16 protein-coding genes are annotated in these 18,084 nt (G+C 64.4%); 12 read left to right on the top strand and 4 right to left on the bottom strand.

All coding sequences use genetic code 11. The features are described 5' to 3' along the window. Nucleotides 1-193 precede the first annotated feature (193 nt). The 6 genes from OIN59_RS23420 (at nucleotide 194) to OIN59_RS23395 (ending at nucleotide 8,591) form a co-directional block, all read left to right on the top strand. Nucleotides 194-3,121: an EAL domain-containing protein gene (locus OIN59_RS23420; protein WP_274114398.1), complete on the top strand. Its 2,928-nt coding sequence runs from the start codon at nucleotides 194-196 to the stop codon at nucleotides 3,119-3,121. Further along, complete coding sequence (locus OIN59_RS23415; protein ID WP_274114396.1) at nucleotides 3,118-3,303, top strand: hypothetical protein; 186 nt, start codon at nucleotides 3,118-3,120, stop codon at nucleotides 3,301-3,303. Before OIN59_RS23420 ends, OIN59_RS23415 begins: the two co-directional genes overlap by 4 nt. Next, entirely contained in the window at nucleotides 3,300-4,184 is an 885-nt protein-coding gene (locus tag OIN59_RS23410) for an HDOD domain-containing protein (RefSeq protein ID WP_274114394.1), read from the top strand. Before OIN59_RS23415 ends, OIN59_RS23410 begins: the two co-directional genes overlap by 4 nt. Then, a complete protein-coding gene (locus OIN59_RS23405; protein ID WP_274114392.1) occupies nucleotides 4,181-5,263 on the top strand; it encodes an ATP-binding protein in 1,083 nt (360 codons plus the stop codon). Before OIN59_RS23410 ends, OIN59_RS23405 begins: the two co-directional genes overlap by 4 nt. Further along, nucleotides 5,260-6,651, top strand: a complete 1,392-nt coding sequence (locus OIN59_RS23400; protein WP_274114391.1) for an HD domain-containing phosphohydrolase — start codon at nucleotides 5,260-5,262, stop codon at nucleotides 6,649-6,651. The genes OIN59_RS23405 and OIN59_RS23400 overlap by 4 nt, the downstream gene beginning before the upstream one ends. Nucleotides 6,652-6,863: 212 nt before the next feature. Continuing rightward, a complete protein-coding gene (locus OIN59_RS23395) occupies nucleotides 6,864-8,591 on the top strand; it encodes a phosphoethanolamine transferase (RefSeq protein ID WP_274114390.1) in 1,728 nt (575 codons plus the stop codon). A gap of 35 nt (nucleotides 8,592-8,626) precedes the next feature. On the opposite strand, the gene OIN59_RS23390 is transcribed toward OIN59_RS23395, so the two are convergent. Then, entirely contained in the window at nucleotides 8,627-9,661 is a 1,035-nt protein-coding gene (locus OIN59_RS23390; protein WP_274114389.1) for an NAD(P)H-quinone oxidoreductase, read from the bottom strand. 137 nt (nucleotides 9,662-9,798) lie between these two features. On the opposite strand from OIN59_RS23390, the gene OIN59_RS23385 reads away from it, so the two are divergent. The 4 genes from OIN59_RS23385 to OIN59_RS23370 all read left to right on the top strand — a co-directional run bounded on the left by OIN59_RS23385 (nucleotide 9,799) and on the right by OIN59_RS23370 (nucleotide 13,039). Further along, nucleotides 9,799-10,668: a LysR family transcriptional regulator gene (locus tag OIN59_RS23385; RefSeq protein ID WP_274114388.1), complete on the top strand. Its 870-nt coding sequence runs from the start codon at nucleotides 9,799-9,801 to the stop codon at nucleotides 10,666-10,668. A 155-nt stretch (nucleotides 10,669-10,823) separates the two neighbouring features. After that, nucleotides 10,824-11,111 (top strand): GNAT family N-acetyltransferase, encoded by a 288-nt coding sequence (locus OIN59_RS23380; RefSeq protein ID WP_274114387.1) that lies wholly within the window; start codon nucleotides 10,824-10,826, stop codon nucleotides 11,109-11,111. A gap of 213 nt (nucleotides 11,112-11,324) precedes the next feature. Beyond that, the gene (locus OIN59_RS23375; RefSeq protein ID WP_274114386.1) at nucleotides 11,325-12,365 is read left to right on the top strand and encodes a DMT family transporter; all 1,041 of its coding nucleotides are present in this window, start codon (nucleotides 11,325-11,327) and stop codon (nucleotides 12,363-12,365) included. 53 nt (nucleotides 12,366-12,418) lie between these two features. Next, nucleotides 12,419-13,039: a class I SAM-dependent methyltransferase gene (locus OIN59_RS23370; RefSeq protein WP_274114385.1), complete on the top strand. Its 621-nt coding sequence runs from the start codon at nucleotides 12,419-12,421 to the stop codon at nucleotides 13,037-13,039. Nucleotides 13,040-13,491: 452 nt separating this feature from the next. Here OIN59_RS23370 and OIN59_RS23365 read toward each other — a convergent pair whose 3' ends face one another. The 3 genes from OIN59_RS23365 to OIN59_RS23355 all read right to left on the bottom strand — a co-directional run bounded on the left by OIN59_RS23365 (nucleotide 13,492) and on the right by OIN59_RS23355 (nucleotide 16,215). Beyond that, nucleotides 13,492-14,835, bottom strand: a complete 1,344-nt coding sequence (locus tag OIN59_RS23365; RefSeq protein ID WP_274114384.1) for an FAD-dependent oxidoreductase — start codon at nucleotides 14,833-14,835, stop codon at nucleotides 13,492-13,494. A 17-nt stretch (nucleotides 14,836-14,852) separates the two neighbouring features. After that, nucleotides 14,853-15,158: a c-type cytochrome gene (locus OIN59_RS23360; RefSeq protein ID WP_274114383.1), complete on the bottom strand. Its 306-nt coding sequence runs from the start codon at nucleotides 15,156-15,158 to the stop codon at nucleotides 14,853-14,855. Between the two features lie 157 nt (nucleotides 15,159-15,315). Continuing rightward, on the bottom strand, nucleotides 15,316-16,215 hold the full coding sequence (locus OIN59_RS23355; RefSeq protein WP_274114382.1) for a LysR family transcriptional regulator: 900 nt from the start codon (nucleotides 16,213-16,215) through the stop codon (nucleotides 15,316-15,318). 89 nt (nucleotides 16,216-16,304) lie between these two features. On the opposite strand from OIN59_RS23355, the gene OIN59_RS23350 reads away from it, so the two are divergent. Continuing rightward, nucleotides 16,305-17,396, top strand: a complete 1,092-nt coding sequence (locus OIN59_RS23350; RefSeq protein WP_274114380.1) for a sodium-dependent bicarbonate transport family permease — start codon at nucleotides 16,305-16,307, stop codon at nucleotides 17,394-17,396. Between the two features lie 220 nt (nucleotides 17,397-17,616). Then, entirely contained in the window at nucleotides 17,617-17,799 is a 183-nt protein-coding gene (locus OIN59_RS23345; RefSeq protein WP_274114378.1) for a hypothetical protein, read from the top strand. Nucleotides 17,800-18,084: the final 285 nt, after the last annotated feature.

The raw sequence follows: 18,084 nt of genomic DNA, 5'->3' as shown, positions 1-18,084 counted from the left end.
AGCCGCCTGTTGAGGCCAGCCAACGAGGTCGAGGTTTTCGCTGGATGGTTGAGGCCTCGCCTTAAAAATCACATATTTATCAATTTCAATGCTAAATATGATTGATAAAAACCACTGAAAGCGCATAATCGGGGGCATGCGCGGTCTATCCCGAAGGCGGGTGCGACGAGTTACCGCGCGGGGAGAACCCGACATGCCCACCGTTCCGCTCTTGAGCGCCCCCTCAGCGCCGCAAGATTCCGGGGATATCGCCAAGGCACTCAAGAGCCGGGTTTTCGATGCCGTGCCCTTCGGGCTTTGCCTGATGGTGGATGGCCAGCCGCAGATCATCAACCGGCAATTTGCGCAACTGATGGGAAGCGTGGACGACGATCTGGCCATTGCGCGACTTGCCCCGACGGCACTGGCCGGGCATTGGCCCGAGCTGTGGCCACAGTTGCAGGGCGTAGGCCGGACACCCCGACATGTCACTGCGCGCCGCCCCTCGGGCGGTGTCTTCAACGGCCGCGCCTATGCACGCCCTCTGCTGGCACTGGGGCCTGCGGCCGAGCTGGTCACGCTGGTAGACGACCCGCACCGGGCGCAGATTGCGTTTTCATCGCAGTGGAAGGCCCGCATGCTGGAGCAGATCGAAAGCATGGGCCGCAGCGGCTCAGCGGAGATCGATCTGCAGGCGGGCAAGGCCGTGCTGTCCAAGGGCATGCACACGCTGCTAGGCACCCCCTTCCACCCTGAGCCCCGCCTCAGCTGGCGTCTTCTGCGCTGGGTGCCAGCCAAAGAAAGGGGATACGTAGCCTCGATCTGGCGCGGTGCGCTCGCTGACGAGCCTTTCGAGTTTCAGCACCGGCTGGTGCGCGCTGATGGCACCCGGCTGGAGGTACTGCAACGTGGCATGGTCGAGACCGACGCCTCCGGGCGGCGGCATGGCTACCTGATCGTGCAGGACATTACCGTGCAGCGCGACGCCGAGCAACGGATTCAAGAGCTGGCCAACCAAGATGAAGTCACAGGGCTGGCCAACCGCACCCACTTGCTCGACAAGATCGACGCGGCGGTGCACAGCGCTCGCTGGAATCCGCAAACCTTCCTTCTGCTCTCCATCCAGGTAGACCAGGTGGACCACCTCAAGCAGGCCATGGGCTATGGCGCGGGCGACGCCATGGCGATGGCCGTGGCAGCACGCCTGAGCGCGCTGGCCGAGCCTGGCGACGCGGTGGCGCGCATTGATGGCGGCGAGTTCGCCATCCTCGTGTCGCCGGATGGCTGCGCCCAAGACCCCATGGGCTTGCAGCACGCCCGCGCCGTGGTGCAAGCCCTGGCCAAGGCTGAGCGCCTGGGGGCGGCCGAGATCGTGCCTGGCGCCCGAGTCGGCGTGGCGCGTTTTCCAGCCGATGCCGACAACGCGGGCCAGCTTCTGGAAGCCGCACAAACGGCCCGTCTGGGCATTCGCACCGGGGGGGAGCCCGTCGCCATATTCACCCCTCAGACCCGCTTGGCCAGCTTGCGCCGACTGGCCATCGAGTCGGGCCTGCGCCATGCGGTCGAGCGCGCTGAACTGCGTCTGGTCTTTCAACCACAGGCCGACCTGAACACGGGGGCTGCCGTGGGCGCCCAGATCAGCCTGCGCTGGCACAGTGCTGAGCTGGGCGCGGTGGACGAAACCGAATACCTGCCCGTGGCGCTGCAGACAGGGCTGATCGTGATGTTGGGCGACTGGCAACGCGACGCCGCCTGCCGACAACTGGGCGACTGGGCAAAGGCCGCCCTGCGGCCGCCCCGCGCGTGCCTGAAAGTCTCTCCCCTGGAGCTGCAGCAGCCCGAGTTCGTGGACAAGCTGCACCGCAGCCTGTCCAGCAACGGGCTCACGCCCCAGGCACTGGGGGTCGAGATCAGCGATCAGGCCCTGGCACAGATCACCCCACAGCTGGCCCGCACATTGGCCCAACTGCGGGCGATGGGCATTGAGCTGTCGCTGGGAGACTTTGGCGCAGGCGCGACCAACCTCAGGCTGCTGGGCACCCGTCCGGTGGATGTCATCAAGATCCACCCGTCCTGCGTGCCCGACGTGACGGCCGCCACGGGCGATGTGTCGCTGACACGCGCCATCATCACCATGGCACACAGCCTGCAGATGAAGGTACTGGCCGAGGGTGTGGAAACCACCGGCCAGTTGGCGTTACTGATCGCCAATGGCTGCGACCGCATGGAAGGCCCCGTGTTTGCCGCACCCGCAGAGGCCTCGTCGCTGGAGCAAATGCTGAGCCAACAGCTCCGTCTACCCGAAAATTTGCTGACGCGCCGACGGGAGCGGACCCTGCTGCTGGTGGACGACGAGCCCAACATCGTGTCCGCTTTGCGCCGTCTGTTCCGCCGTGCGGGCTATCGCATAGTCACAGCCGGCAGCGGCCACGAGGGCTTGCAGCGCATGGCCGAATACGAGGTCGATGTCGTGCTGTCCGACCAGCGCATGCCCGGCATGACCGGGGTTGAGTTCCTGCGACGCGCCAAGGAGCTGTATCCCGACACCGTGCGCATGGTGCTGTCTGGCTACACCGAACTACAGTCCATCACCGACGCGGTGAACGAAGGTGCCATCTACCGGTTCCTGACCAAGCCGTGGGACGACGAGCGACTGCTGGAGCATGTACAAGAGGCCTTCGCCCACAAGGAGCTGGGGGATGACAACAAGCGCCTGGCCACCGAGGTCATCGCGGCCAGCGAAGCACTGGCCCACGCCAACGAACGACTGGAGCAAGTGCTGGGTAGCCAGCAGCAACAGATCGACCTCGAAACTGCGCGGGCCGATGCAGCACGCGACATTCTTGAAGCCCTGCCCACAGCGGTTCTGGGGGTCGACCCGGACGGCACCATCGTGCTGGCCAACCGCGAGGCCGAGCGCCTGCTGCAGCGCGGCGCTCCCCTGCTGGGCGAGGCCGCTCACAGGGTGCTGGGCCTGCCCGAGCCACTGCTGCAGACCATCACGACAGCCACTCCACCCGTCCATCTGTCAGGCCACCTGGCCGCCTGGCAGATCCGTGCACGCGCCATAGGTGGCACGCCTGCGCGCGGGCTGTTACTCACCCTGAACCCCATCGCAGATACACAGGAGGGCCCCCTATGACCCACCTTCCAAACCCATCCCGAGCCGTGGCAGCCGCCACTGCGCCTGCTGCGCCTGCTGCGCGCACGCAGCCCATGCCAGAACAGCAAGCCGATCTGGTTCACCACCAGGGTGTGCGGTCCCACCACGGCAACAACACCTTGCAGCGCGCCATCTACCGCCATCGCGGGGTGACCCCATGACCACACTGGCACAAGCACCCAGCGCCCTGCTTCTGAACCGGGAAGCGCTGGCCCGCGACATCCGTGCGCTACCGTCCCTGCCGCCTGTGGTCATGGAGCTTCTGTCGCTGATGCAGAAGTCCGACACCGCACTCGACCACTTTGCCGACACACTGCGCCTGGACCAGGCACTCTCCGTCATCGTGCTGCAACTCGCCAACTCGCCCTTTTATGGCCTGTCGGGCCGCATCAGCTCGGTGCGCGACGCGATCAATGTGTTGGGCCTGCGTCAGCTAGGCACCCTGGTGGTGGCAGCGGCCCTGAACGCACAGCTCGGTACGCTCGGCGCCCGCTCGCGGGAGATGCAGGTGTTCTGGCGCCATTCCATCGCCTGCGGGGTCGCTGCACGCCACCTGGCGCGACTGCAGGGGTGGAACGAGGCGGTGGCCTTCACGGCCGGTCTGCTGCATGACATCGGGCGCCTCGTGGTAGACAGCCACTATCCAGATCGGGCCGCACAGGTCATGGCTTGGGCAAAAACCCACGACATGTCCCACAGCGAGGCGGAACGCCAGCTTACCGGCGTCGACCACACCGAGCTGGGGCAGTGGGTGTGCGAGCACTGGCGGTTTCCTACAGAAATCACCCAGGCAATTGCCCAACACCACTGCCCGCCGGAGAACGGCCCAGCCACCCTGGCCGACGTAGTGCACGTGGCCGATGCCATGGCCCATACCCTGGATCTGACCGGGCAGGACCATGAGGCCGAACCACCAGCACGGCCCTGGTCCTGGCAGCGGTTGAAGCTGTCCGAAGAAATCTTGTCAACCTTGCTGCAAAGCGCGGAAGAGGAATTTCACCAGCTTGAGGCTGTACTGCAGCCTGCAAAGGAAACCCCATGAGCACCGCCCACAACACACCCACAGACCAGTCGTTGGAAGCCCATCCGTCCGCCCGCGCTCGCAGCGCAGCCCACGCCCCTGGCGAGCTCACGCTGGCGGAGATGTCGGACGCGCAGATCAGAGCCATCGTGGGCGAGCTTTTGCAGGCGAACAGAGATCTCAAGATGCTCAATGGCAAACTGTCCGACACCCAGAACAAGCTGGTGCAGTCGGAGAAGCTTGCCTCCATCGGGCAGCTGGCGGCCGGGGTGGCGCACGAGATCAACAACCCCATCGGATTCATCTTCTCCAACTTCGGCACGCTGGAGCAATATCTGCAGGACCTCTTCGAGATGCTGGATGCGTACGAGGCCGCCGAACCCAGCCTGAAGCAGGACGAAGGAACACTCCAGCGGCTGCAGCAGTTGCGCAAGGACCTGGACATTGACTATCTCAAGCAGGACATTCCGAACCTGATGCGCGAATCGCGGGACGGTATCCAGCGTGTGCGCAAGATCGTGCAAGACCTCAAGGACTTCTCGCGCGTTGATGCGCGCCAGGAATGGGAATGCGTCAACCTGCATCACGGCCTCGAATCGACGCTCAACATCGTCAACAACGAAATCAAATACAAAGCCGACGTTGTCAAGCAGTACGGCGACCTGCCGGAGGTGCAGTGCCTGCCCTCCGAGATGAACCAGGTCTTCATGAATCTGCTGGTCAATGCCGCCCATGCCATCACCGCTGAACGGGGCACCATCACCATTCGCACCGGCGTGCAAGACCCTCACGTGTGGGTCGAGATCGCAGACAACGGCCAAGGCATTGCACCGGAGAACCTGCAGCGCATCTTCGACCCCTTCTTCACCACCAAGCCCGTCGGCCAGGGCACGGGGCTGGGCCTTTCGCTGTCATACGGCATCGTGCAAAAGCACCACGGACGCATGGAGGTAGACAGCGCGCCAGGGCGCGGCACCACCTTTCGCATCACCCTGCCCATACAGCACGCACCCGAGCCACAGGCGCAGACACCCCCACGGACCGACACGACGGTAGCCACACCATCCCCGAACGGCTCCACCTCGCCCATCGCACCATGACCGCCACCATCCCGCCCTCCGATCAGGCAACACAGGGGCAGTCGCCCCCGCCCGCCGAATCAGACGCACCACCGCAGCCTTCGCCCCCCCAGCTCACCTGGACGGTGTTATGCGTGGACGATGAGCCCAGTATCTTGTCCGCACTGCGGCGCGTGCTGCGTGCAGAAGACTGCCAAGTGCTGCAAGCGGGGAGCGGCGCCGAGGCCCTGGCCCTGTTGGCTGAGCACCCGGTGGACGTGGTGCTCAGCGACATGCGCATGCCGTGCATGGACGGCGCGCAGTTGCTGGCGCAAGTGCACCAGCGCTGGCCGGATACCGCCCGCGTGCTCCTGACCGGCTACGCGGACATGAACGCCACCGTCGCCGCAATCAACGAAGGCCAGATCTACCGCTACATCCACAAGCCCTGGGACGAAACCGAGCTGCGCCTGACCGTGCGGCAGGCTGCCGAGCGGCGCATCCTGCAAACTGAACGCGCGCGGCTGCAGGCGTTGACCACCACGCAGAACGAAGAGTTGCGCACCCTCAATACGACCTTGGAGCAACGCGTTCTGGAGCGCACCAGCGCCCTGCAGGAGGCCAACGAGCAGCTACGCCGCAACTACCTCACCAGCATCAGAATCTTCTCCAGCCTCATGGAGCTGCGCAGCGGCGTGCTGGCCGGGCACGGCAAGCGCACCGCCAGCCTGGCCCGCAAGGTCGCACAGGCCATGGGCCTGGCCGAGGACGTTCTACAGGACGTGTTCGTAGCCGGTCTGCTGCACGACGTGGGTTTTTTGGCTTTGCCCGACAGCATCCTGAACAAGCCGGTCGGCAAACTGAGCGCCGAGGAAATGGTCAGCTACCAGCGCCACCCGGTGCTCGGTGCGCAGTCCTTCATGGCCCTGGACGAACACCAGCCGGTGGCCAGCATCATCCGCTCGCACCACGAGCGGGCTGACGGAAGCGGCTTTCCAGACCAGTTGCAGGGTTCGCAGATCCCGGTGGGGGCACGCATCCTTGCCGTGGTGGACGCCTTCGATGACCTGACCCATGGCCACCTGACCGGAGCCCCGCTCACCGAAGCAGAGGCCCGCACCATCCTGCAGCGGGGACGGGGAACGCAGTTTGATGCCGAAATCATGGACGTCTTTCTGCACATCACCCAGGTGGTCAAGCCTCCTGCCGTGCGGCTGGAGTCGGTGGGCACAGATTTGCTGAAACCTGGCATGACACTTGGCAAAGACCTGTTGTCCCAAGAGGGTGTTCTGCTCCTGTCGGCCGGCCATGTGCTGACCGCAGAGCTGATCGGACGCATAAGCCGCTACGCCAAGGTGGAGGGGCTGCTGCTGAAGCTGGACATTCGCATGCCCCCCGGCCCCGCCGGGGGCGACCCGGACGGTCGCTAAGAGCATGTTGACGATCTCGCAGGGGTCAGGCAGCGGGCTGGCGGGTGGTCTGCGGCGTTGCAGCGTTTGCAGCGCTTGCAGATCGCCTGGGGCACCAATCGGCCCTTGGGTGCGATGTCCTGTACGGCACAGCATGTTTTAGCCCAACCAGTACAGGGTTAAGCTAGGACGGGTTAATGCACGCTTAAGCCACCCTAGGCAAACTCCTGTTCATGCTTTTGTCACTGCGGCGCCTGCTGCCCTTTGTTTCTGCCCCCCGTATGCAGCCTCCCGCTGCGCCTTCTAACGCTTCTGAACCCCGTCCCCTTCATCCTGCCTGGGTGGTGGTGCTCGTCAGCACCTGGCTGGCCACGGCCTGCAACGTGCCGCTGTGGCAAGAAGTGGCCCAGTTGCCTGGCCAGGGCAGTCTGCGCGGCTGGGGGTTTGCGCTGGCATTTGCGCTCATCGTCGCGGCGGGCAACGCAGCACTGCTGAGCCTGCTGGCTTGGCGCTGGACGCTCAAGCCCGCCGTGCTGGTGCTGGTGCTGATGGCCGCGTTTGGCGCGTACTTCATGCTCGCCTACGGCATTGCCATCGACGCCAGCATGCTGGTCAATGTGATGCAGACCGACGTAAAGGAAGCGGGCGACCTGCTCAACCTGCGCATGCTGGGCACCGTGCTCATCCTGGCCGCACCGCCGCTGCTGTGGCTGTACCGCCGCCCGGTGCAGCGCCTGACCGCGCTGCGCCACGTGGCGCACAACGGGCTGCTGCTGGTGGGCTCCATCGCGGTCATCGTGGTGTGCCTGCTGCTGGTGTTCCAGGACTTTGCATCGACCATGCGCAACCACACCAAGCTGCGCTACCTGATCAACCCGCTCAACAGCGTGTACGCACTGGGCAACATCGCCACCAAGCCCCTGCGCATGGACACCAGCAAGATCATGCCGCTGGGCCGCGACGCCCAGTTGGGCGCCAGTTACACCGGCCAGGCCAAGCCCCCGCTGCTGGTGCTGGTGCTGGGCGAGACGGGCCGCAGCGGCAACTTTGGCCTGAACGGTTATGAGCGCGACACCACTCCCCGCCTGTCGGCCCGCAAGGACCTGGTGAGCGCACGCAATGCCTGGTCTTGCGGCACGAGCACCGCCGCATCGGTGCCCTGCATGTATTCGCACCTGGGCCGCACGGGCTACGAGGGCCGCTCGGCCAACTATGAAAGCCTGATCGATGTGCTGCACCATGCAGGCCTGGCCGTGCTGTGGGTGGACAACCAGTCGGGATGCAAAGGCGTGTGCGACCGCGTCGGCGAGACCATCACCAGCACCCAGAAAGACCCCGCGCTGTGCGCCGACGGCGAGTGCCTGGACCGCGTGATGCTCAAGGACCTGGACGCCCGGATCGCCGCCCTGCCCGCCGAGCAGCGCCAGCGCGGCACCGTGGTGGTGATGCACCAGATGGGCAGCCACGGCCCCGCGTACTACAAACGCTCTGCCCCCGAGAACAAGAAGTTTGGCCCCGAGTGCACCTCCACGGCCCTGCAGGAATGCCAGCGCGAGCAGGTGGTCAATGCCTACGACAACAGCATCGTCGAGACCGACCATTTCCTCGATTCAGTGCTCCAGTGGCTGGGAGCGCAGGAGCAATCTACCCAGACAGCTATGATTTACGTAGCAGACCATGGCGAGTCGCTGGGCGAGAACAACATCTACCTGCACGGCCTGCCCTACTCCATTGCGCCCGACGTGCAAAAGCACGTGCCCTGGATCACCTGGCTGTCGCCCGCCATGCAGGCCCGCACCCACCTCACCACGGGCTGCCTGCAGCAAGACCTGGGCGAGCGGCGCATCACGCACGACCACTACTTCCACTCGGTGCTGAGCCTGATGGATGTGAAGACCGAGGCGTACAGCGCAGAGCTGGACATGTTTGCCGGGTGCCGCAAGCCTGCGGCTGCGGGCTAAGGCGGGCCGAAAGCCGGGCGCAGGGCCCTGCCAGCTCAACGGGCCTCGGGCAGCAGCAGGATCTTGCCAACACTGGCGCCAGACTCCATGCGCCGATGGGCCTGCGCGGCATCGGCCAGTGCAAACGTGCTGTCGATCACCGGCCGGATCACCCCGGCGGCCAAGGCTGGCAGCCACTGCCGGGCAAACCGCTGCACCATGGCCTGCTTGACCTCGGGAGGGCGGGACTTCATCACGGTGCCAAAGATCTGCAGGTGGCGGTACAGCACCACATCCATGGGCAGCTCCGCACCCTGCGCACCACCCAGCAGCCCCACCGACACCAAGCGCCCGCCGTCAGCCAGCGACCGCACGTTGCGCTCCAAGTACGGAGCCCCGATGAAGTCGATCACCACATCCACGCCCTGGCCCTGCGTTTCCTGCGCCACTACCGACTGAAAGTCTTCGCTGCGGTAGTCGATGAACACATCGGCTCCACAGGCCAGCACGGCGCTGCGCTTGTCGCCACCCGCTGTGGCAAACACGCAGGCTCCCGCCGCATGGGCCAATTGCACGGCGGCAGAGCCCACGCCGCCCGCAGCGGCATGAATCAGTACCGACTCGCCAGCGTGCAGGCGGGCCAGGTGGAACAGCGCCTCGTGCGCAGTCACAAACACCTCTGCCACGGCGCCTGCGGCCACCAGGTCCATGCCATCAGGCACCTGCATGGCCATGCGGTGGTCGATGCGCGACAGCTCGGCGTAGGCACCGCCGCCCACGATGCCCATCACACGGTCGCCCACGGCAAAGCCTTGCACCTCGGGCCCCATGGCGACCACCGTGCCCGCAATCTCCAGCCCCATGGTGTCGGCATCGCCAAAGTAAGCGCGGCCATAAGCCCCCTTGCGGTGCAACAGGTCGGCACGGTTGACGCCGATGGCAGCGTTGCGCACCAGCAGGTCGTGCGGGCGCACCTCGGGGGTCGGGATCTCGCGGGCCACCAGCACTTCGGGCCCACCGAAGTCATCGAACACGATGGCTTGCATGGTGCGTCGGATGGTTGCAGGTTGTTCGGCCGCTGGTGTGGACATGGGTGTTGCTCCTCAAGCATTGATTTCAGTGCCTTGAAGGATAGGGCGCCACGCAGTGTTTTAAATGCAGCAATTTCGCTCTACAGCGATGCAAATTTGCATCACACTCATCCCTCATCCGCAAACTCCATACAGCCATGAACTGGGACGACACCCGCATCTTTCTCGCCCTGACCCGCGCCCCCTCCTTGCGCGCCGCCGCGCGCAGCCTGGGCGTGGACCAGGCCACGGTCGGGCGGCGCCTGAACGCGCTGGAGGCCGAACTGGGCACCAAGCTGTTTCTGCGCGCCAAGGACGGATACCTGCTCACCGCAGCGGGCGAGACGGCGCTGGCCGCCGCCCGGCGCATGGAAAGCGCGGCCCTGGACCTGCGCACCCGCATCGAGGGCCAGGACACCAGCCCCGGCGGCCTGGTGCGCGTGACCAGCACCGACTCGATTGCCATCGACCTGCTGATGCCCGCCATCGGGCGCCTGCAGCAGCACTGGCCCCACATTCGCGTGGACCTGGAGGTCTCCACCCAGTTGCTCAGCCTCAGCCGCCGCCAGGTGGACATCGCGTTCCGCAACGTCCGGCCCGAAACGCCCGATCTGGTGGTGCGCCGCGTGGTGTCGTGGCCCGTGGGCCTGTTTGCCAGCACGGGCTATGTCGAGCGCTTTGGCATGCCCGTACCGGAGGACGAACTGCGCGGCCACCACCTGGTGGCCTACGCCCCCTACCTGGAGCAAAGCCCGTTTTTGACCATGGCGGGCGTGCCCGCCCGCCAGGCCCGAATCGCGCTGGCCGTGCGCTCCAGCCTGCTGGTGCGCAAGGGTGTGGCAGCGGGCATTGGCCTGGGTGAAATGCCGGTGTGGATGGGCGAGCGCGAAGGCCTGGTGCGCATCTGGCCCGAACGCCGCCGGACGACCGACTACGAAGTCTGGCAAGTCATGCACCCCGACCTGCAGCGCACGGCCCGGGTGCGTGCCACGGCAGAGTTCCTCTCCGAAGCATTCCAGGTTCAGTAGGTGCTACAAGCCGATGAAGCCGCCCCGCCAGGCTGCAGCATCAGCATCAGCATCAGCATCAGCATCAGCATCAGCATCAGCATCAGCATCAGCATCAGCATCAGCATCAGATGCACCATACTCTGACGCAGACCTATTCACCCTTGTGACCCGCCATGCCACACACCATTCACCACCAGGAACAGGACGCCAAAGGCGCGTTCTATATCGAGCACACCGGCCAGCGCTTGGCCGAGATGACCTACAGCCGCACCAACGCCACGATGGTCATCGTGGACCACACCGAGGTGAGCACGTCGCTCGGCGGCCAGGGTGTAGGGCGCGCGCTGCTCGGCGCGCTGGTGCAATGGGCGCGGGCCACCAACACCAAGGTGGTCCCGCTGTGCCCGTTTGCCAAGGCGCAGTTCGACAAGGACACGTCTTTGAGCGACGTGCTGGCATAAGCGAGCCCGCAGACCGGCGCGCCCGTGAAGGGAGATCAGCTCCAGGCAATGGCAAAGAGCGCCATTTGCTATTAATTCGATAGCTGATTGTGCGACCCCATATGCGCCAGGGATAGGCTGCACAACCCTCGCGCGTCGGTGGTGGTGTGATCTCTGCTGCGGCAGCCAGCAGCGATTGAAGACGCCAAGCACCTTCAGGTAGAAAATCCCTTCATGAATCAAAGCGTCATTTACGCCCTGGGCGCGGCTGTGCTGTTTGGCGCAAGCACCCCTTTTGCCAAGCTGCTGACCGGAGACCTGCCACCGGTGCTGCTGGCGGGCCTTCTGTATTTGGGCAGTGGCCTGGGTCTGGCTCTGGTGCGTGTTGTGCGCGATGGCGGGCTCAAGCCCTCTGGCGTTCCCTTGAATGAATGGCCTTGGCTCCTGGGCGCCATTGTGTTTGGAGGCGTGATGGGGCCTGTGGCCCTGATGTTTGGATTGCACTCCACCAGCGGCGCCACGGCTTCGCTTTTGTTGAATCTGGAAGCGGTGCTGACTGCGGTCATTGCCTGGGCGGTGTTCAAAGAAAACGCCGACCGGCGCATCGTAGGGGGCATGCTTGCCATCGTGGCCGGAGGCGTCGCATTGGGCTGGCAGACTGGTTCTTCGTTGCAACCCAGTGGCACGGGCCCCTTGCTGGTGGGCCTTGCCTGCTTGTGCTGGGCCATAGACAACAACCTCACACGCAAGGTTTCTGCCTCAGACGCGCTCTTCATTGCAGGTATCAAGGGCCTGATGGCGGGGTCGGTGAACACCGCGCTGGCTATCAGCATGGGCGCTGCCCTGCCCCCCCTGGCAACACTGTCTGCCACGATGGCTGTCGGGCTGTTGGGCTACGGCATCAGCCTGGTGTTGTTTGTGCTGGCATTGCGCGGCCTAGGCACAGCCCGAACGGGGGCCTACTTCTCCACCGCGCCCTTCATTGGGGTGGTTGTGTCCTTGTTGGTGTTCTCGGAAACCACGTCCTGGGTGTTTTGGATGGCCGCTGCGCTGATGGGCCTGGGTGTGTGGCTGCACCTCACTGAGCGCCATATCCATGAGCACCTGCATGAAGCGCTGGAACACGAGCACGAACACGAACATGACGAGCACCACCAGCACGCGCATGATGCGGGGCACAGCGGCAACGGCAAACACAGCCACCGCCATACGCACATCCCCCTGCAGCACACGCACCCCCATTACCCGGACATTCACCATCGGCATGTCCATTGAGTTTCGTTCGCCCCCTCCGGCTCTGGCCGGTACCCCACGCAAGGAGTCAGCCCATGCAGAACCCCAAGGAACACTGGGAAAAGGTGTATCAGACCAAGCAACCAGATGCCGTGAGCTGGTTCCAGGAGCATGCAACACGGTCACTTGAACTCATACGTTCGGTGGGACCGTCGTTGCAAGCGAACGTGATGGATGTCGGTGGCGGCGCGTCAACCCTGGTGGATGACCTGCTGAGCAACGGCTTCCACAACGTGTCGGTGTTGGACTTGTCGGCCAGTGCCCTGGAGATCGCTCACCAACGACTTGGCGCCGCAGGCGACTGCGTCACTTGGCTTGCAGGGGACATTTGCACCGTGGACCTTCCAGATCACGCGTATGACATTTGGCATGACCGCGCCGTCTTTCATTTCCTGACCGACCCGGCTGACCGTGCTGCTTATGTTCGGCAGGTCATGAAGGCTGTCAAACCCGGCGGGCATGTCATCGTTGCGACCTTCGCACCCGACGGCCCCGAACAATGCAGCGGTCTGCCCGTGGCCCGATACGCCCCTGGAGAGCTGCACCAGGAGTTTGGGCCTTCCTTTGAGCTGCTGGAACACATGAGTGAAGAACACAAAACGCCGTGGGGGGCCGTGCAGCATTTTGTCTACTGCCACTGCCTTAAGCCTCATTGAACGTCGCTGAGCGTCATTGAACGCCACTGAACGCCCGCTTCTGGTGGCGCCATCCCTTGCCTATAAGCAGCATTCTGCGTTCAGTGGCCCATTCAGCAGGCATCACGAGGCCACAGAGTCACCTGGAGCCACGCCCCACAAGCCAGCCCGCAGGCCACGCAACGACCGCCGTCCCATCCCCCCCTCCACCGACTCCTTGATGGCTTCGTTGCTGCCCAGCTCCAGCACGGCGCTGCCCCAGCAGCACGAACGGGCAACGCACCGCAGCCCGACGGCAAGGCATAAAGGTCCCTGACCAGGGAGCCTTGTGCTTGCTGTGGGAACCTCGGGCTCGTCCGGCCTTCAGCTGTAGCCCCGAGGAGCGCTGCCTGGCGAGCTCCCGCACGACGGCAGGTCTGGCGATACTGCGACGGCCGCAAGCCAGGGCCCAGGCCTCCAGCCAGCGAGCAAGATCAGGCAAACGAATCCGCCATCAGCGCCTTGAACCACGTGGACATTTCACCGAAGTTGCGCTTGTCCCATCCCGCAGAAGCCGCAGAAGACGCCGGAACCACCTTCATCGCCTGCGTGGCAGCGTCGTACTGGAACGCCGCAGTCAGCCACGACGCCTGCGTCATCGTGATGGTCGAGTAGCACGCCGAATTGGTCACCGGTGCGACGTCGGGCGTCATGCCGGACAGCAGGCGACTGATCGCATCGGCACACACCTTGGCCTCTTGGTTGGCAATGTGGCCTGCCTTGGGCTGCGTGGTGGCACTGCTGTCGCCAATGATGTGCACCTTGTCCGCGCCAGCCACCGTGCTGGCATAGCTGAGCACATTGACCCCGGCAAAGCGCCCCTCCGTGGCGTTGGCCAGGCCGCTGCCGACAATGAGCTTGCCCGCCTTCTGGCGCGGGATGAGGTTGACCACATCGCCGCGAAAAACGCCCTGCGTGGTGCTCACTCGCATGCTGGCCGGGTCCACCTGGGTAACGCTGGCATTGGTGACGTACTCGATCACGCCGCCATGCAGCCCATGGAAGGCGCTGGAAAAATTGTCTTTCTCTGCCACGAAGTCGGGATTGGCGTCCAGCACCACCAGCTTGCCGCCGGGGCTCTTGGCCTTGATCCAGTCGGCCATCAGGCACGCTCGCTCGTAAGGCCCCGGCGGGCAGCGGTAGGGCACCTGCGGAATGGTGAGAATGACCGTGCCATTGCGGGGCAGGGCCGCCAACTGGCTGGCAAGCAATGCCGTCTGCGGGCCCGCACTCCAGGCATGGGGCATCTTGTTGGAGGCCCCCATGCCGGGCACGTCGTCAAAGTCGATACCCGGCGACAACACAATGCGGTCAGCGCTCAACACCGTGCCCGTGCTCAACGTGACTTTGACGCCCACGGGGTCGATGTGAACCACATCGCCCAACATCACCTTCACGCCGTACTTGCGGATCAGGGTGTCGTATCTGAAGTCCTGACTGGCCAGAGTGCGCTGCCCTGTCAGCACCAGGCTGCTCATGATGTTCGAGGTGTACGAGCTGGCCCGCTCCACCAGTGTGACCTCGACTCCGTCACCCCACAGGCGCAGGTACTTGGCCACCGTCGCGCCGCCCATGCCACCGCCCACCACGATCACCCGGGACTTGACGGGCCCGTTGGGCACGGTCACGGGCCGCTCCGGCGAATCGTGGGCCGAATCCGAACCGTCACCTCGTTGTTCAGCTTGTGTCTCCTCCCCCCCGCCGCCACCACCACAAGCTGCCAGCATGCCGGCCGTCACACTCGCAGCCGTGGCGTTCAAGAAATTGCGTCTTTTCATGGTGTTCTCCTGTGTGATCATTTCTGCGCAGCAAACCACACCGAGATCAGGCGGAGCTGTTCATCGGTGTACGCCATGGCGTGTTTGGCCATGATCCCGTTGCCCTCTTTCCCCGCCTGGAACTGCTTGAGTTCTTTGTAGATTTCGGCAGTTGATTCACCCGCTAGGCGATCAAACCCCGGCCCTTTGCCATTGGTGCCGTGGCACTGGAAGCAGTTAGACGCCAGCAAGCGGCCAGGCTGGGCGACCTGGGCCTGGGCAATCTGTCCGGATGACAGCGCCAACCCAGCCAAGGCTGCTGTTGCGGCAATACATTTCCACATCTGAGTCTCCTTTGAAACGTCACGCGTCGTCGAGGGAGTCGAATCGTTCGCGGACAGTCCAGACAGTAGGAGCCCAAGATGAAGAATGGCTGAAGAAGGCGAGAACGCGTTGTCGTGGCCGCCGCAACCACCGCGCGGTTCGATGCGACCTGCCCACTCACTCCCGCAGGGCCCATCCCTGCGCCTGCGCCACCAAATGCCCTCGGAACACCTCGGCAATGGGTAACAGCTGCTTGCCCTTGGGCCAGACCAGGTGCCATTGCGACTGGATGGGAAAGCCCTGCACGTTGAGCACGGCAAGCCCCTCGTGGCGCGGGCCCAGGGCGTGGCGGGAGACGATGGAGACGCCTAGCTGGCCCTCCACCGACTCCTTGATGGCTTCGTTGCTACCCAGCTCCAGCACGGCGCCGGGGGCAAAGCCCAGCTGGCGCAGGTGGGCGTCGGTGGCCATGCGGGTGCCGGAGCCTTTTTCACGCAGGATGAAGCGCTCTGTCTGCAATTGCGCGAGCTGGACGCGCTTTTTGGCGGCCAGGGGGTGGCCTGCGGGGGCGATGACAACCAACGGGTTGGGCATGAGGATCTGGTCCTCCAGCGGCAAATCCGCAGGCGGCATGGACATGACGTAAAGGTCGTCCAGGTTGCTGCGCAGGCGAGTGATCACGTGGTCGCGGTTGAGCACCTCCAGCGAGATATCGATCTGCGGGTGCAACTTGCAGAAGCTGCCCAGCAGGCGGGGCACAAAGTATTTGGCAGTGCTGACCACGGCGACCTTGAGGCGCCCGCTGGTAAGGCCCTTGGCGCCCGACACACGCTGCTCGAACGCATCCCACTCGCCCGCAATGGCACGTGCAGTGCGGGCCAGGGCCTGGCCCGCCTCGGTGATGTGCACGCGGCGCGAGACCACTTCATACAGCGGCAGGCCCACGGCCTGGGTCACCTCGCGCAACTGCATGGAGGCGGTGGGCTGCGTGACATGCATGACCTTGGCGGCGGCGCTGACGCTGCCCGTCTCGGCCAACGCCAGGAACAGGCGCAGCTGGCGAAAGGTGATGTTCATAGGTTTTTATCTATAGATAACCACATTCGAATCGATTTTACTTAGCAGACACACATCCCTAGCATCGCCCCCCAACAAGGAGTTGAATGATGCAAAGCTTGCTGGACCCTGCGATTTTGTTTTTTGCCCTGGGGGTGTTTGCGGGCCTGGTCCGATCCAACCTGGAGATGCCCGCGGCGATCTCGAAGTTCTTGTCCATCTACCTGCTGATGGCGCTAGGCCTCAAGGGTGGGTTTGCGCTGGCGGCCTCGGGCCTGACGCCCAGCGTGGCCAGCAGTCTGGGGCTGGCGGTGCTGCTGGCCGTGGTGGTACCGCTGGTGGGCTATGCGCTGCTGCGGCGGGTGCTGTCGGGCTTCAACGCGGCGGCGGTGGCGGCCACGTACGGATCGGTCAGCGCGGTGACCTTTGTGACGGCCACGCAGTACCTGGAATCGCAGCACATGGCCTACGGTGGCTATATGGCGGCGGCGATGGCGCTGATGGAGTCGCCCGCCATCATCCTGGCGGTGATGCTGGCCAATGCGATACGGCAGCGGCAGGCGGTGGCACAGTCGGTGGCAGTCACTGCCTCAAGCTCCCTGCTGCGCGTGCCACCGACAGTGGCCATGGCATCGGCTGGGGGCCCCGTGCTGCATGGCAGCAGCGCAGGTGGCGCAGGCGGCGCACCTGGCCAGCCGGGACCACACCTGTCGGTGGGCAAGGTCCTGCACGAGTCGTTCACCGACGGCACCCAGCTGCTGCTGCTCGGCGCCATGGTGATCGGCATGGTGACCGGCGACGCAGGCAAGGCAGCCATGCAGCCGTTCTCGGGCGACCTGTTCAAGGGCATGTTGTGCCTGTTCTTGCTGGACATGGGCCTGTCCACCGCGCGCAACCTGCCTGCGGTACGCAAGCAGTCGCCCTGGCTGCTGGCCTATGCGGTGCTGGGGCCGCTGACGCACGCCAGCCTGGCCCTGGCGCTGGCCTGGCTGCTGCAGGTACCCACGGGGGACGCGGTGCTGCTCATGGTGCTGGCCGCCAGCGCCTCATACATCGCGGTGCCTGCGGTGGTGCGCTACGCCATCCCCGAAGCCGACCCATCGCTGTACGTGAGCCTCTCGCTGGGGGTGACGTTTCCGCTGAACATCCTGCTGGGCATTCCGCTGTACACGCAGGTGGTGCAGCGGGTGTGGGTGGTTTGAGGGAGCGCAAGGAACAACCCGCACCTTGTCTCCGTACATGCCACAAATAGCTACCAATTTAATAGCTACTAGCGCTTGATTTATAAGCGCCACAGCCCCATTTGCACAATATTCTTACGCCATAGGCCACCGACCCACCGGTGCATGCCCGCGTGCCTACGGACATTAAAACAAGCTGCTTTTCCCGCGCAGCGCCCCGGACCGAAACAGCGAGAGGTCCATGCGAGAGGTCCAGCTCCATACGCTCGCAATTCATGGCGAATCGCTGGGCGAGTACAACCTGTACCTGCACAGTTTGTTCTACACCTACAGCATCGCCCCGACGTGCAAAAGCATGTGCCTGGATAACCTGGCTGTCGCGCGCCATGCAAAACGCGCGCGGGCGCACAAATCACCTGCTTGAAAAGCGCAGTCCCAGAGGACGGCAACCCTTCGGGATGTGCGCCGCATTTGCCCCCCTCTCCGGTAGGACCGCAGCATTGGCGAGTGTGGGCTCCTCCGTTCACCGCCCTCTCGCTCCTTGATTGGCAGGCCACAGGGCTCAAACGCGGGCATTTATAAGTTGCAAGAATCTTTTCCTGCAGATAACTTCAATGCCCAGCAAGTTGCTTTCGGCAACCCGTCTGAGTTCAGTTCAACCCCCGTCCCGCGCACATCTTGCCGCCCAGCTCTCCGGCAAAGCGCTGCC

The sequence above is a fragment of the Acidovorax benzenivorans genome, from assembly GCF_028680575.1.
GTDB classification, from domain to species: Bacteria; Pseudomonadota; Gammaproteobacteria; order Burkholderiales; family Burkholderiaceae_C; genus Acidovorax; species Acidovorax benzenivorans.
Note: the sequence above shows the minus strand (reverse complement) of the source record. Positions and strands in the feature narration are given on the sequence as shown.

Coding starts and splice junctions, on each gene's coding strand:
- OIN59_RS23385 (WP_274114388.1), top strand. CDS start 9,799: ATGAACTGGGACGACACCCGCATCTTTCTCGCCCTGACCCGCGCCCCC.
- OIN59_RS23350 (WP_274114380.1), top strand. CDS start 16,305: ATGCAAAGCTTGCTGGACCCTGCGATTTTGTTTTTTGCCCTGGGGGTG.
- OIN59_RS23360 (WP_274114383.1), bottom strand. CDS start 15,158: ATGTGGAAATGTATTGCCGCAACAGCAGCCTTGGCTGGGTTGGCGCTG.
- OIN59_RS23375 (WP_274114386.1), top strand. CDS start 11,325: ATGAATCAAAGCGTCATTTACGCCCTGGGCGCGGCTGTGCTGTTTGGC.
- OIN59_RS23390 (WP_274114389.1), bottom strand. CDS start 9,661: ATGTCCACACCAGCGGCCGAACAACCTGCAACCATCCGACGCACCATG.
- OIN59_RS23345 (WP_274114378.1), top strand. CDS start 17,617: ATGCGAGAGGTCCAGCTCCATACGCTCGCAATTCATGGCGAATCGCTG.
- OIN59_RS23405 (WP_274114392.1), top strand. CDS start 4,181: ATGAGCACCGCCCACAACACACCCACAGACCAGTCGTTGGAAGCCCAT.
- OIN59_RS23395 (WP_274114390.1), top strand. CDS start 6,864: ATGCTTTTGTCACTGCGGCGCCTGCTGCCCTTTGTTTCTGCCCCCCGT.
- OIN59_RS23415 (WP_274114396.1), top strand. CDS start 3,118: ATGACCCACCTTCCAAACCCATCCCGAGCCGTGGCAGCCGCCACTGCG.
- OIN59_RS23400 (WP_274114391.1), top strand. CDS start 5,260: ATGACCGCCACCATCCCGCCCTCCGATCAGGCAACACAGGGGCAGTCG.
- OIN59_RS23355 (WP_274114382.1), bottom strand. CDS start 16,215: ATGAACATCACCTTTCGCCAGCTGCGCCTGTTCCTGGCGTTGGCCGAG.
- OIN59_RS23380 (WP_274114387.1), top strand. CDS start 10,824: ATGCCACACACCATTCACCACCAGGAACAGGACGCCAAAGGCGCGTTC.
- OIN59_RS23365 (WP_274114384.1), bottom strand. CDS start 14,835: ATGAAAAGACGCAATTTCTTGAACGCCACGGCTGCGAGTGTGACGGCC.
- OIN59_RS23410 (WP_274114394.1), top strand. CDS start 3,300: ATGACCACACTGGCACAAGCACCCAGCGCCCTGCTTCTGAACCGGGAA.
- OIN59_RS23370 (WP_274114385.1), top strand. CDS start 12,419: ATGCAGAACCCCAAGGAACACTGGGAAAAGGTGTATCAGACCAAGCAA.
- OIN59_RS23420 (WP_274114398.1), top strand. CDS start 194: ATGCCCACCGTTCCGCTCTTGAGCGCCCCCTCAGCGCCGCAAGATTCC.